This is a genomic window from Lysobacter sp. Root494 (genome assembly GCF_001427225.1).
In the GTDB taxonomy this organism is placed as follows: domain Bacteria; phylum Pseudomonadota; class Gammaproteobacteria; order Xanthomonadales; family Xanthomonadaceae; genus Agrilutibacter.
In genome coordinates, this window is the sequence record NZ_LMFH01000007.1 from 13,280 (window position 1) to 27,803 (window position 14,524).

General features: G+C 65.8%; 8 protein-coding genes and 1 riboswitch. Of the genes, 2 read left to right on the top strand and 6 right to left on the bottom strand.

Translation table 11 applies throughout. The features are described from left to right. Positions 1 to 186: 186 nt before the first annotated feature. Both ASD14_RS11325 and ppa read left to right on the top strand, forming a co-directional pair. Entirely contained in the window at positions 187 to 2,244 is a 2,058-nt protein-coding gene (locus ASD14_RS11325) for a sodium-translocating pyrophosphatase (protein ID WP_056133609.1), read from the top strand. Between the two features lie 424 nt (positions 2,245 to 2,668). Then, complete coding sequence (gene ppa / locus ASD14_RS11330; protein ID WP_056133612.1) at positions 2,669 to 3,217, top strand: inorganic diphosphatase; 549 nt, start codon at positions 2,669 to 2,671, stop codon at positions 3,215 to 3,217. A 57-nt stretch (positions 3,218 to 3,274) separates the two neighbouring features. Here the strand turns inward: ppa and ASD14_RS11335 are convergent, their stop codons facing one another. The 6 genes from ASD14_RS11335 to thiC all read right to left on the bottom strand — a co-directional run bounded on the left by ASD14_RS11335 (position 3,275) and on the right by thiC (position 13,835). Further along, positions 3,275 to 4,273: an aspartyl/asparaginyl beta-hydroxylase domain-containing protein gene (locus ASD14_RS11335; RefSeq protein ID WP_056133615.1), complete on the bottom strand. Its 999-nt coding sequence runs from the start codon at positions 4,271 to 4,273 to the stop codon at positions 3,275 to 3,277. A 40-nt stretch (positions 4,274 to 4,313) separates the two neighbouring features. Beyond that, positions 4,314 to 5,000, bottom strand: coding sequence for an ion channel (locus tag ASD14_RS11340; protein ID WP_056133618.1), 687 nt, complete (start codon positions 4,998 to 5,000; stop codon positions 4,314 to 4,316). Positions 5,001 to 5,113: 113 nt separating this feature from the next. Continuing rightward, positions 5,114 to 7,999: a TonB-dependent receptor gene (locus ASD14_RS11345; protein WP_056133620.1), complete on the bottom strand. Its 2,886-nt coding sequence runs from the start codon at positions 7,997 to 7,999 to the stop codon at positions 5,114 to 5,116. A gap of 64 nt (positions 8,000 to 8,063) precedes the next feature. After that, the gene (locus ASD14_RS11350) at positions 8,064 to 8,933 is read right to left on the bottom strand and encodes an AraC family transcriptional regulator (RefSeq protein WP_056133622.1); all 870 of its coding nucleotides are present in this window, start codon (positions 8,931 to 8,933) and stop codon (positions 8,064 to 8,066) included. Between the two features lie 200 nt (positions 8,934 to 9,133). Continuing rightward, the gene (locus tag ASD14_RS11355) at positions 9,134 to 11,410 is read right to left on the bottom strand and encodes a winged helix-turn-helix domain-containing protein (protein WP_056133625.1); all 2,277 of its coding nucleotides are present in this window, start codon (positions 11,408 to 11,410) and stop codon (positions 9,134 to 9,136) included. 547 nt (positions 11,411 to 11,957) lie between these two features. Continuing rightward, positions 11,958 to 13,835: a phosphomethylpyrimidine synthase ThiC gene (gene thiC / locus ASD14_RS11360; protein ID WP_056133627.1), complete on the bottom strand. Its 1,878-nt coding sequence runs from the start codon at positions 13,833 to 13,835 to the stop codon at positions 11,958 to 11,960. A 146-nt stretch (positions 13,836 to 13,981) separates the two neighbouring features. After that, positions 13,982 to 14,075: riboswitch (TPP riboswitch) on the bottom strand. Positions 14,076 to 14,524 lie beyond the last annotated feature (449 nt).

Consider the following 14,524-nt stretch of genomic DNA (forward strand, 5'->3'; position numbering starts at 1 on the left):
GAACGTGTTTTGACATCGCGCCGCGACCTGCCCGCGTGATCGAAGTCACAGGCCCTGCCCGTCCTCCACGGGAAATGTGCCATAGTCGGCCGGTCGCCTCGCGGCAGGTCCATCCGCCCGCGACCGCACGCTAAAAACTCGTGTTTTTCCCAGAAATTCCTACATCGTCCACTCGGGGGAGGGTTCATGCTGGAGCAGTACGGTTTGTCCCTGGCGCTCATCTGCGCCGTCATCGCGATCCTGTACGGGATCATTTCCGCGCGCTGGATCAGCGCACAACCCGCCGGCAACGAACGCATGCAACAGATCGCCGGCGCGATCCAGGAAGGCGCGCGCGCCTACCTCAACCGGCAATACACGACGATCGCGATTGCGGGCGTAGTGCTGTTCGTCGTCATCGGTTTCTTCCTCAACTGGTACACCGCGATCGGTTTCCTGATCGGTGCGGTGCTGTCCGGCGCTGCGGGCTACATCGGCATGAACGTATCGGTGCGCGCAAACGTGCGTACCGCCGAAGCCGCACGCAGCGGCATCAGCAAGGCGATGGACGTCGCATTCCGTGGCGGTGCGATCACCGGCATGCTGGTCGTCGGCCTCGGCCTGCTGGGTGTCGCCGGCTACTACGCGCTGCTGACGCATCACCTCGGCGTCGAAGGCGAAGCCGCGCTGCACGCGCTCGTCGGCCTCGCGTTCGGCTCCTCGCTGATCTCGATTTTCGCGCGACTGGGCGGTGGCATCTTCACCAAGGGTGCGGACGTCGGCGCGGACCTGGTCGGCAAGGTCGAAGCGGGCATTCCGGAAGACGATCCGCGCAATCCGGCGGTGATCGCAGACAACGTCGGCGACAACGTCGGCGACTGCGCGGGCATGGCCGCGGACCTGTTCGAAACCTATGCGGTGACGGTGATCGCGACGATGCTGCTCGGCGGCCTGATGATGGCCGAAGCCGGCCGCAACGCGGTGCTGTATCCGCTGGTGCTCGGCGGTGTGTCGATCATCGCTTCGATCATTGGCACCTTCTTCGTCAAGGTGAAGGAAGGCGGCTCGATCATGGGCGCGCTGTACAAGGGCGTGATCGTGTCGGCGGTGCTGGCGGCGATCGCGTTCTATCCGATCACCACCCAGCTGATGGCCGACTCCAGCTACAGCGCGATGAACCTGTACTGGTGCGCGCTGATCGGCCTGGTCCTGACCGGTGCGATCGTGTGGATCACCGAGTACTACACCGGCACGCAGTTCAAGCCCGTGCAGCACATCGCACAGGCCTCGACCACCGGCCACGGCACCAACATCATCGCGGGCCTGGGCGTGTCGATGAAATCGACTGCACTGCCGGTGGTGGTGATCTGCGCCGCGATCTGGGGTGCCTACGCGCTCGGTGGCCTGTACGGCATCGCGATCGCGGCGACGGCAATGCTCTCGATGGCCGGCATGATCGTGGCGCTCGATGCGTACGGCCCGATCACCGACAACGCCGGCGGCATCGCCGAGATGGCGGAGCTGCCGCCGGAAGTGCGCAACATCACCGACCCGCTCGACGCCGTGGGCAACACCACCAAGGCGGTGACGAAGGGTTATGCGATCGGTTCCGCGGCACTCGCTGCACTGGTGCTGTTCGCCGACTACACGCACAACCTAAACACCGTCGGCGAAGCCAGGGCGGCGGTCACCGGCGTCGCGTACGAAGCGCTGCGTTTCGACCTCTCCGACCACATGGTGATCATCGGGCTGCTGATCGGTGGCCTGATCCCGTACCTGTTCGGCGCGATGGCGATGGAAGCGGTGGGCCGTGCCGCGGGAGCGGTGGTGGAGGAAGTCCGCCGCCAGTTCCGCGACATCCCCGGCATCATGCAGGGCACGGGCAAGCCGGACTACTCGCGCGCAGTCGACATGCTGACGAAGTCGGCGATCAAGGAAATGATCGTGCCTTCGCTGCTGCCCGTCGCGGTGCCGGTCGTCGTCGGTCTGCTGCTCGGTCCGAAGGCGCTCGGCGGTGTGCTGATCGGCACGATCGTCACCGGCCTGTTCGTGGCGATCTCGATGACCACCGGCGGTGGCGCGTGGGACAACGCGAAGAAGTACATCGAGGACGGCCACCACGGCGGCAAGGGTTCCGAGGCGCACAAGGCCGCGGTCACCGGCGATACCGTCGGCGATCCGTACAAGGACACGGCCGGTCCCGCGGTGAATCCGCTGATCAAGATCATCAACATCGTCGCGTTGCTGCTGGTGCCCCTGCTGTAAGCACCACGCAGCCTTCAAAGCAAAGGCGGCCTTCGGGCCGCCTTTTTTGTTGCCGCAACCGGCCTCTGCCGGACGCGATGTCGCCGCGAGCCGCCCGGCGGATGCACGGGACGCACTTGCCGGGTGCACGGGAGGAACCCGTCGCACTGACCGATGGGCGGGCGTGAACGAGTAGTCATTGAGTGGCGCTTGCTTCCGCTTCGACGCGCCGGACGGCTCTGGGCAGGCGCGATTCGCACGTCCGGCAGCCGGCAGACCGAAAGCAGCGGCTTACTGGCGCATCCGGACAACCGCCCGCAAGCACAACCTGGTTTTCATGGCGTCGCTGCGGCGCAGCAAACGAGCGCGTAGAATCCGCCGCCTGCAATTCCCCCACCTGAGGCGGCCGCCCTGCGAACCGCCGCGCCGACACTGGAGTATCCGCATGGGCCTGGACCTCGTTCCCACCGGCAAGAATCCGCCGGAAGAAATCAACGTCATCATCGAAATTCCCAAGGACGCCGAGCCCGTCAAGTACGAGGTCGACAAGGCGTCCGGCGCGATCTTCGTCGATCGCATCCTGTCCACGCCGATGCGCTATCCGTGCAACTACGGCTACGTCCCGCACACGCTGTGCGGCGACGGCGACCCGGCCGACGTGCTGGTGATCCTGCCGCTGCCACTGGTGCCGGGCTCGGTGATCCGCTGCATTCCCGTCGGCGTGCTGAAGATGACCGATGAAGCCGGCAGCGACGAGAAGCTGATCGCCGTGCCGCTGCCGAAGATCTTCGGCGGCTACGCGCACATCAGTGATATCGAACAGGTTTCGCAGCACTGGCTCGACCGCATCGGCCACTTCTTCGAGCACTACAAGGACCTGGAAAAGGGCAAGTGGGTGAAGCTCGACGGCTTCGGCGGCGCGGCGGAAGCCAAGGCGATCCTGCTGGATGCGATCAAGCGCTATGAAGAGAGTTCGGACAAGCCGAACTTCTGAGTGCTTCGCGCTTCATAACTAAAAAGGCCGCTTATGCGGCCTTTTTTGTACCTGCAATCAGGCATTGTCCCCGAGTTCCCGCTGACGCTTCGCGTCCGGCCGCCGTGGGGTGTCTTGCCCGCTCACGGGCTGCACCGCCATCCGGCCGATCATGGCGAACATCGCGCCATACCAGTTCAGCTCGTTGTTGAGCGCCATGGGTTCGGCGAGCGGTTTTGCGGCGGCGAGATATTCGCCGAGCACGCGCCGGAACTCGCCGCGGCCGGCAGGCTGCTCGCCATAGCGGAACCACAGTCCCTGCCAAGTACGAGTGAAGCGTAACGTCAGCGCGCGCAGTCGTTGCAGGTTCGGATTCGGCTGCGCATCGGCGAACAGCAAATTGAAGTGACTGTTGAGTTCCCACGGACTCATCACCGCCGGCACGTTCACCGACTCGCAGGCGAAATCCAGGGTAGCGTCGGGCTTCGGCGCAACACGTTGCGGCGACCAGCCCCCCGGGGTCACGTTATGCGGTCGACCGCGCCCGACAATCTCCCAGAATTCCCCGCCGCCTGTGGTGTCGATCACCAGGTGCACCCGCGACAGCGTAGCGTCGTTGTGCACGCTGTGCTGGCGCCAGGTATCGAAGATCCAGCATTCGCCCGGCGCCATGTTGATGACTTCGCCACCGCATTCGAAGCGCACGGTCGGCTGGGTCACGATCGGAACGTGGACGCGCACGCGTTCGGCCCAGTAATAGCCCTGGTCCGCATGTCGCGTGACTTCGGCCTGTCCTGCCAGCCGCATCAGCCGGCTGCGTCCCACGACCGCACTCGTGCTCGCGAAGACCTGGCTCAGGTACGGACAGCGGCGAAGGTATTCCGTCGGCTGCATCACGCCGGCGAAGCTTTCGTTGTCGGGATCGCCACCGACCGCTACCAGCGGCAGCATCGAATTGCCGGGAAACCCCTGCGGATGCGGGCGCCAATCCGATTCGTCGATCGCCGCGACTTCGGCCGCCAGCACTGCGGCGTCGAACAGCAGCGGCAGCTGGATGAAGGGAACCGGCAACTTCATGCACGCACCTCGCGGAAAACAGCCGCAATGCTAAGCCGCATCACCGTTGGCCTGCACGCAGCAGCGACAAACCGATCAGCCGCGACACGACCACTGCGACGTAGCCGACGCCGCAGAACTGTTCCAGCATGGCGAGGACGCGCGCCTGTGGCGCGAGCGGCAACACATCGCCCAGACCCGTGGCCGAGAGATTGGTCACGCTGAGAAACAGGAGTTCGATCCAGGTCCGCGGACGCTCGGGTTCGACCGCGCCGGTGAAGCTGCCCGGATACCAGAACTGGCAGACGAGATAGAGATAGGCGAACGCCCACGCGAGCAGGGTGAACGTCGCGCCGGCCGCGAACAGTTCGTCGCTGGTCACGCGGTGGTCGCTCATCATGTAGGCGATGAGGCTGCCGGCCGCATACAGGTACAGCAGCGCTTCCAGCAAGGAAGACCACGCCAGCAGGGCGTGACTCCCGGTGACCGCAGCCATCAGCGACATGACGAATGCCGGAGCGGCGATCAGCCACGCGATCCAGTTGATCGCCGGCGTGCGATTCACCACCCACACCGCGAGGAGAAGCACAAGCGCACTGAAGGCGCCGAACACCACCCGCCCCGCGACCACGTCATCCAGCAACGGGAACACCAGGAGGCTCAGCAGCTGCGCCGCCAGGAGGAAGGCGGAAGGATGGCGCCGCGCGCTGGCACGCCAGCGGAGGCTGCGATAACTCGGATCGTTCATGCGGCGGAAGTGTGCCGCAGGTGCAGCGCGCGCGCACGTGTGCGTACAGAACACGCAAAAAACTACGGCCCCTTGCGGGGCCGTAGCGGGTATTGCACAGCGGATCCGGTGGATCAGAAGCGCTGCTGGTACTTCATGTAGATCGTGCGGCCGATATCGAAACCACCGTAGTACGGGAAGTTGCTGCTCGGCTGCGTGAACAGCGTCGGGCCGACGTGGTTGCCGACGTTGTTCGAGCCCAGTGCGACGGTCGCATTCCAAGGCAGCTTGGCGTAAACCTGCACGTCGTGGAACGTGTTGGAACCGAGGCGGTTGATCGCGTCCGGCACGCCGTTGGCGATGCGGTCGGGATCCGAGCACGGACGGTTCGGCACGCAGCTCTCGTAGATGCCGGAGTAGTAGCGCGCGGTGTAGTTCGCACCGAAGACGCCCTTCGTCCAGTTCAGGCCGAGGTTCGAACGCAGGCGGAACACGCCACCGGTGCCGACCTGGCCGACCATGATGTCCTCACCGGCTTCGTTCTGGGCCAGGGTGTCGTACTTGCTGGTGTACGAGTTGTCCCAGTTGATCGTGAACTTGCCGAACGAGGTCTCGGGCAGCTTGTAGTTCACGCCGAGGTCCCAGCCTTCCGTTTCCAGCGCGCCGAGGTTGGCCAGGCCGAAGAACATGCCGGTGATGTGGCCGTCGGCAGCGCGGGTGATGCTGGCGCAGCGCGAGGCATCGCCCAGCACGTAGCAGTCGCGCAGGATGGTGTCCGGGCTGTCCTGGATGATCGCGTTGGTGAGCTCGTAGTTGTACCAGTCGAGTTCGATGTCGAGGCCTTCGACCCACTGCGGGCTCCACACGAGACCGGCGGTCTTGGTCTTGGCGGTTTCCGGGGTGAGGTTCGGGTTCGAACCGCTCAGGAACTGGTCCGGGGTCTGGCACGGGTACGCGGTGCAGGGCACCAGGCCCTGGCCGAGCTGCACGTAGCCGAGCGGCACGCCGGCCGAGGTGCATGCAGCGTTTCCGTTCACGCTGTTGTTTGCGCCGGTGCCGCACGGATCGGTGTAGGACTCGAAGCTGCCACCGACGCCACCGAACAGGTCGGAGATCGACGGCGCGCGGAAGCCTTCGGCGTAGGTACCGCGGAACAGCATGCCTTCCATCGGGCGCCAGCGCAGCGAGAACTTGCTGTTGGTGGTGTCACCGAAGTTGGAGTAGTCCGAGTAGCGGCTGGCGATGTTGAAGCTCAGCTCCTTCGCGAACGGCAGGTCGGCCAGCACCGGGATTTCCAGCTCGGCGTAGAACTCGTCCAGCGAGTACGCACCCTGCGTGGTGGTCGCCGGGAGACCGGTGCTCAGGCCTGCCTGCGCGAACGCATCCGGAACGAAGCGGCCGTCTTCCGAACGATGCTCCACGCCGACCGCCAGGCCGAGGCCGCCAGCCGGCATATCGAACAACGTGCCCGACAGGTTGGCGCTGTAGGTCTTGGAGTTGGTGCGACCGGTATCGGTGTACTGCGGGAACAGATAGGCGATCAGGTCCGGGTTGCCGGTGAGCGAGCCGGCTTGGGCGTCGCCGTACGGAGCCAGCGGATTCCACGGCACGCACTCGCCGTTGCCGACGTTGGTGCCATAGGAAATCGGGCTGGCGGCCGAGCCGCATTCGACGCGGCCGGTGGCCGGGTTGAACCACGAGGCACCCAGGGCCTGGCCGGTGGCCAGCAGGCTGGCGTCGCCGCGGGCGTTCTTGACGCTCTCGTTGCGGTTGATGTTGGCGCCAACATCCCAGTCCCAATAGTTCTCGCCGATCTGGAAGCTGCCCTCGAAACCTGCCGCGACACGGAAGGTTTCCAGCTTGCTTTCAGTGACTCGCGGCATTTCCCACAGGCGGCGACGGAAGGCCACGTCGGTGCCCGGGGTCGGGGAGAAATAGCTGTCGCCCGAAAGCGGCGTGCCAAAGGAACCCGACTGGTACGGATAGCCGGCGATCTGCTGGCCGGTGGTGCGCTTGTTGTACTGCAGGTCGCTCTTGAAGCGGATGTTGTCGGTGATGTCGAACGTACCGTTCACGAAGATCGACTGACGCTCGACGCCGGTCTGCACGAACATCTGTTCGTTCGAGTTGGCGTACTGCGACGGCACGAGCGGCGTGTAGTTGGCAAGATTGTTCGGATCGGCGCCGGGGGTCAGGGTGCACCACGTGTTGGCACCACCCGGGCCGCACGGCAGGAACGCCGAACCGTTCTGGCTCACCGGGCTCCAGCCCGAGAACGGATAATCATCGGAATAGTCCGCGCCCACGTTGCCGTAGGACGAGAACGGACGGTCGCTGGCGAGCACCGGCTCGTCCTTCGCGTATTCGAAGCTGACGGTGAGGCTGGAACGCTCGCCGACATTGCCCATCGTGACGTCGAACGACTGCTTCTCGCCGTCGCCCTGGCTGTACTGGCCGAGGTAGACGTTGGCTTCCACGCCGTCGAAGTTGCTGCGGGTGATCACGTTGACCACGCCGGCGATGGCGTCGGAGCCGTACAGCGCGGAACCGCCGTCCTTCAGGACTTCGATGCGCTCGATCGCCGAAACCGGGATCTGGCTCAGGTCCTGCAGGCCGCTGGTCGAGATGCCCAGGCGCTTGCCGTTGACCAGGACCAGGGTGCGCTGGGCGCCGAGGTTGCGGATGTCGATGTAGTAGCCACCGACGTCTTCGCCGGAGGCCAGTGCCTGCGAGCGCGAGATCGCCGGCGAACCCGCCGAGGTCAGGTTCTGCAGGATGTCGGCGACCGACGTGAAGCCCTGCTGCTGGATCTGCTCGCGGGTGACCTGGATGACGGGCTGCGCCGTTTCGATGTCCGACTGGCGAATGCGCGAGCCAGTGACTTCGATGCGGTCGAGGGTCGTCGCCTGTTCGGCAGGCGCCGTGGCGGCTTCCTGCGCGCCGGCGAATGCCGGGGCCAGGGCGAGCGCGATGCTGACGGGCAAAAGGCCGCGCTGCATCGCGTTGTGGCGATGAGTCATTTGTTCTCTCTCCGGTGATCGTTATGTTGCGATCGTTATTGGTGCGTTAAAACGCCTCGGAAACTTACGTCCCGGTGAGCAAGGAAGCTTTGCGGCCCGCGATGGGTGTGTTTGCCGCATCTGGCGGCGAAGCGAATCCGCCGGCAGCGCGCACGCCCTTGCGATAGCTCGAGGCGGACACGCCGAAGCGGGCGCGGAATGCCCGCGCAAAGCTGCAGCAGTTGTCGAAACCGCAGGCAGCGGCGACTTCACCGATCATCATCGACGTGCTTTCCAGCAGCTCCGCGGCGCGCTCGATGCGCAGGCGCGCGGCAGCGGCCTGCGGACTCTCGTCATAGAGCGACAGGAAGGTCTTGGAGAAGTACCAGCTCGAAAAGCTGGTCAGCTCGGCGAGTTCGCTGATGCGGACGATGCGGTCGCTGTTGCCTTCCAGGTAGAGGCGCGCGCGTTGCAGGCGGCCGAACACCTGGCGCTTGCGGGTGCGCGACCGGCCCGGGCAGCGCGGTACGCGCGCGGCCAGGTCCTGCTGCACGCCGATGAGATGAAGCAGGAGCGGCCGGAGCTGGCCGATGTCGGCCGCGGGCATGCGCGCCGCGGCATCACGCCACAGCCGGAACGCGACCAGCACGTCGTGGCGGGTCAGTTGGCCGCGGCCGGCGTAGAGGGCCCCATCCGACAGGCGACCCAGTGCCCGCAGCATGTCGCTGCCCAGGCTGAGGCCGATGCACAGCCCGTGGCGATCGCTCTGCACGAGGGGGCGCGAGTCCTTCTCCAGCGCGATCCATTCGCCGCGCTGCAGCTGGAACCGCCCTTCCTTGGCCTCGACCCACGAACTGCCGCGGATCTGCAGCCAGATCGAGAAGCCGCCGTTCTCCAGGTGCACGCTGCCAAGCCGCGCGACGCCGATGCACCCGGCCTGGCCGGGTTCGGCCATCTCCGGCTGAAGGATCTGCCCGCGATCTGCCCACTGTGTCGATTCCACGATCCACCTCGCTATGCCAGGACTGGCAGGTGGATTTGCCCGATCGCGGGCCGGTCATCAGGAAAGCGGGCGGAAAGTTGTGCGAAATCTGGCCGAAGCCTGTTCCGAAGAAGTTACGAAGGGTGTTTTCCCAGATACGGCAAGCACTTAGGTCATTGCGACCCGACGACTTCGGGCTGGATCGTCAACGGCATGAAGCCGATGTCCCCGCCATCCCACAGCGAAAGCGTGACGTAGATCGCGTCGTTGCGTGGCGACAGACTGAAGCCGCTGGGCCCGCTGCGGCGGTTGCGGTCCACGCACAGCAACGGCTTTTCATCGCCCAGGCGGCGCAGGGCGGATGCGCAATCGGTCGTCCGCTCGAAGTAATAGATGCGCCCGTCCGAGCCGACCGACCAGGCGCGGTAGCGGGCAACCTCGGGCACTTCGGCATCGACCTGGCGCACGCTGCCGGCGGTGAGATCCAGGTCGGCCTGCCACAAACCGGGCCGGCCCGGCCGGGCGAACAGCACCCGCTGCCCGGCTTCGTCCACGCGTGCCACCGCGACGTCGGATATCGCCGACACCAGGCGCCACGGCTGCGCGCGACGGTCATACAGGGCGAGCCGCAACGGCCCGTCATCGACACCCGCAACCATCAGCACGCGCCGGTCGTCGGCAGGGACGTACAGGGCCTGGACCACGTTTTCCTCGGGGCTGGGAAGGCGGACCACCTGCCCGCTCGACGGCGTGACTTCGTAGAGCCCGAAACCACCGTCACCCTCGCCTACCACCAGCAGCCGCCGGCTGTCGCGCGACCAGTCCGGCGGATGCCAGGATTCCGGCCGCAGGCCATTGACCAGCCGGAGCGAATCGGGACGGCGCAGGTCGGTCCACCACAGGCCGAACTCGCCCGAGCGATCCGAGGTGAACACCAGTTGCCGGTTATCCGGCGCGATCACCGGCAGGCGGTCGCGTCCCGATGAGGCGAACATGCGTTCGACTTCGTGGCGCCCGCCCAGCGCCACGCGATGGATGCCGAAGTAATTGCGCGCCTCGGTGAACGCCAGCGCGGGCGTGCGGGCGGCGATGGTCGGCTCCATGGCGTCCTGAAGGCCCATGTCGCGCACCAGTCCGCTGTCGAGATCCAGTTGCAGCAGGCGGCTTTCGCTGCCGCTCCAGCGGGCGAGGACGATGCTGCGGCCGTCCGGCATCCAGTCCCAGCCGCGGATATCCGCGTGCAGGCGGGTCAGCCGCTGCGCGCGGCCGCCGGTGCTCGGGATGCGGAACAGATCACCTACCGGCGAATTGCGCACGAACACGATCCAGCGTCCATCCGGCGAATAGCGCGGTGTGAAGTCCACATCGTCTGCGGTGGCGCCGTAATCGAGGAGGCGCCATTCGCCGCTGGCGAAGTCCAGCAGCCGCAGGCCGGCGCCGCCCACCGGCGTGCCACGGCTGCCGAACACCAGCCCCCGCCCGTCGTAAGTCCAGTCGAAGCTGGGGGGATTACGCGGGTCGCAGTCGCCGACCACCCGCTCGGTGCCGCCGTTGGAAGGCAGCACCATGACCTTGCAGTCTCCGTCTCCGCCCGGCACCACGCGCAGGAAGGCGATCTCGCGCCCGTTCGGCGACCATGCCGGGGCACTGTCCCAGGCTTCGCCCTCGGGATGGCTCAGTTGCCGCGGCGGGCTGGGATCCGTGGTCTGGACCAGGATCGCGGTGCGCCGCTGTCCGGCCGGTGTCGCCACGTAAGCCACGAGTGCGGCGTCGGGCGAGAGGCTCGGACTGCTTTCGATCCCGGGCACCGAGGTGATCAGGCGGTAATTCGCGCTGGGCGCATTGGTTTCGCCGGCCTGGGCAGAGTGCGAAGCAGCCTGCGGCGTCCTGTCGCCGCGCAACGACCACAGCAACACCAGCACGAAAGCGAGCGCGGCCACGCCCAGGGCGATCGCGATCATCCGCCAGTCGCCGCGGACGTCCACCGGCGACTGTGGATAGCGCGGCGGCTTTGCGCTGGCCGGCGCTGCCGCCTGGTTTCCAGCGGACTGTCGTGGCGACTGCGCATGAAGCTCCTGCGCGAAGCCGCCTTCGTCCAGCCATTCCACGGGTGCCAGCAGGCGATACCCGTATTTCGCGATCGTCTCGATATAGCGCGGATTGCCGCGCTCGTCGTCGAAGGCCTTGCGCAGTTGCGTGATCGCCTGCGTGACCACGTCGTCGCTGGGCATCGTGCCGGCCCAGACCTGCGCGAGCAGGGCATCGCGGCTGACCACGCGACCACCCTGCTCGATCAGCGCGGCGAGCACGCCGATCGCCTTCGGCGTCACGCGCCGCGGACGGCGCGCCCCGGGCGCGTGGATCTCCCGCAACGGCATGTCCACCGTGCAGTCGCCCACGCGCAACCGCGCGGACGGCAGCGACGAAGATGGAATCGAAGGAATCGACATGAATCCTGAAGATGATGCGCAGGCGCGCGCGTGGGTGCCAGTGCGGTCAATGGAACCGACCGATCCGGCAAACGGGGTTGCCGTCAGCGGAAAGGTATCGACCGCGCGCCCATTCTAAGGTTCACCGGTTACCCGGCCTTTGCATGTGTTCAGGCAGCTGCCTCGCGCAGGGCATGGGTATCGACCCGACGCCGGTCTTCCGGCCGTCATCTCTCAGGCATCCCCCTGTTTGCGCCGGAACTCGGTCCTCCGGCGCATTTTTTTGCGGGTTGGCGCCGAACACCTGTGCCGCGATCGCGCAGTTCATGCTTTCCAACACGCACTGGCGCGTCTGTGCACGACACAGTTTTCCCTTCTCCCCGCTTGCGGGGAGAAGGTGCCTGAAGGGCGGATGAGGGGCGAGCGCAGCGAGCTGCAGTTGCCTTTGTTGTTACGGACGGAAGAGCAAAAGCGCGCTCGCTGCGCTCGCTCCCCTCACCTGCCCTTCGGGCATCCTCTCCCCGCAAGCGGGGAGAGGGCGATTCATGCGTGGTCGCAGCGCGAAGCCTCACGCCTTGCGGTACACCTGCGCGCCCTGCTCCAGGAACTCCTTCGACTTCTCCGCCATGCCCTCTTCCAGCGCGGCCGCTTCATCGACGCCGTGCTCGGCGGCGTAATCGCGCACGTCCTGGGTGATCTTCATCGAGCAGAAGTGCGGGCCGCACATCGAGCAGAAATGCGCGACCTTGTGCGCGTCCTTCGGCAGCGTCTCGTCGTGGTATTCGCGGGCCCGCTCGGGATCGAGGCCGAGGTTGAACTGGTCTTCCCAGCGGAACTCGAAGCGCGCCTTCGACAGTGCGTTGTCGCGTGCCTGCGCACCGGGATGGCCTTTCGCCAGGTCCGCCGCGTGCGCGGCAATCTTGTACGCCATCAGGCCTTCGCGCACATCGTGCTTGTTCGGCAGACCGAGATGCTCCTTCGGCGTGACATAGCAGAGCATCGCGGTACCGAACCACCCGATCATCGCCGCGCCGATCGCCGAGGTGATGTGGTCGTAGCCGGGCGCAATATCGGTGGTCAGCGGACCGAGCGTGTAGAACGGCGCCTCGCCGCACTCGCGCAGCTGCTTGTCCATGTTTTCCTTGATCAGCTGCATCGGCACGTGGCCGGGGCCTTCGATCATGGTCTGGACGTCGTGCTTCCACGCGATCTGCGTCAGCTCGCCGAGCGTTTCGAGTTCACCGAACTGCGCGGCGTCGTTGGCGTCGGCGATCGAACCCGGACGCAAACCGTCGCCAAGCGAGAACGCGACGTCGTACGCCTTCATGATCTCGCAGATGTCCTCGAAGTGCGTGTAGAGGAAATTCTCCTTGTGGTGCGCAAGGCACCACTTCGCGAGGATCGACCCGCCGCGCGAGACGATGCCGGTCACGCGCTTCGCCGTCAGCGGCACATAACGCAACAGCACGCCGGCGTGGATGGTGAAGTAGTCCACCCCTTGCTCGGCCTGTTCGATCAGCGTGTCGCGGAAGATCTCCCACGTGAGTTCTTCGGCGCGGCCGTCGACCTTCTCCAGCGCCTGGTAGATCGGCACCGTCCCGATCGGCACCGGCGAGTTGCGGATGATCCACTCGCGCGTTTCATGGATGTGCTTGCCGGTGGACAGGTCCATCACCGTGTCGGCGCCCCAGCGGATCGCCCACACCAGCTTCTCCACTTCTTCGGCAATTCCCGAAGACACCGCGCTGTTGCCGATGTTCGCGTTGACCTTGGTGAGGAAGTTGCGGCCGATGATCATCGGCTCGCTTTCGGGATGGTTGATGTTGTTGGGGATGATCGCGCGGCCGCGCGCGACTTCATCGCGGACGAATTCGGGGGTGATCAGCTTCTGGATGTTGGCGCCGAAGGTTTCGCCCGGATGCTGGCGCAACAGGTGCGCTTCGCGGATCGCCTCGATGCGCTGGTTTTCGCGGATCGCGATGTATTCCATTTCCGGGGTGACGATGCCCTTCTTCGCGTAGTGCATCTGCGACACGTTGGCGCCGGCCAGTGCGCGGCGCGGCATCGGGCGCGGCGAGAAGCGGACCGCGTCGAGCTTCGGATCGTGTTCGCGCGAACGGCCAAATTCGGAAGACAGGCCTTGCAGCAGTTCGGTGTCGCCACGCTCGGCAATCCACTGCGCACGCAGCGGCGCAAGGCCGCGGGCAAGATCGATGTGCGCATCGGGATCGGTGTAAGGACCGGAACAGTCGTAGATCGCGAACGGCGCGTTGTCCTCGCCGCCGAACATCGTCGGCGTCTTCGTCAGCGCGACTTCGCGCATTGGCACACGCAGGTCGGGCCGCGAGCCTTCGACATGGATCTTGCGCGAGCCCGGGATCGGGCGGGTGACGTCGGCCGACAGCTGTTCGGCCTGCTGGAGGAGCTGGGAAGGCACCGCGTTCATCTGATTCGTCCGGTTCGTTGCGTGGGTGCGGTGAGACCCCCTCGGCTGCGAGTCTCCTCCCGCGCGGCGGCGCGTTGGATTCCACGGCAGCCGGCAGATCATCGCGCGCGGCGTGGCGAGACGAAGCGGCGGCGACGGATACGCAATGCGCATCCGGCGAAGCTTCCCTACGGCGGTCTCAACCGCATCAGGTTCGAAGGGTGTGTCTCAACCGCCAGTGCGGTACCCCCGCTTCGGCGTGCATTTCACCATGCATGGCGGTCGCGGGCCAGCGAAGGCACCACTTTCCTCGCATGCTTCCTTGTAGAGCCGAGCTTGCTCCGATACTCCTGCTTCACGGGTGCACCAAAGGCAGCGGAGGAAGCGGCGCTCTGCGAAATCAGGCGAAGGCGCGACCCCGACAGTTTCACGCGCAACTTCACCGAACTGATTTCGCACGTAACTATCTGATGCGAAAAGGCTTATGAAGTTTCGGGATATGCACCACGCAGGTGGTTGACACCGGCCGGAACCGCGTGGTCTTCTGCAGCCATGACGCAGCGCAACAACCACTCGCAGACCGCAACAGCCAGGCCGCAGGGCCAGGCGCTCGAGCTGCGCGCCGGACTCATTACGCTCGCGACCCTCGCGCTTATTACCGTACTTGTACTTATTACCGGCTCAACCAGCGCGGGGTACGGGTTTGCGTA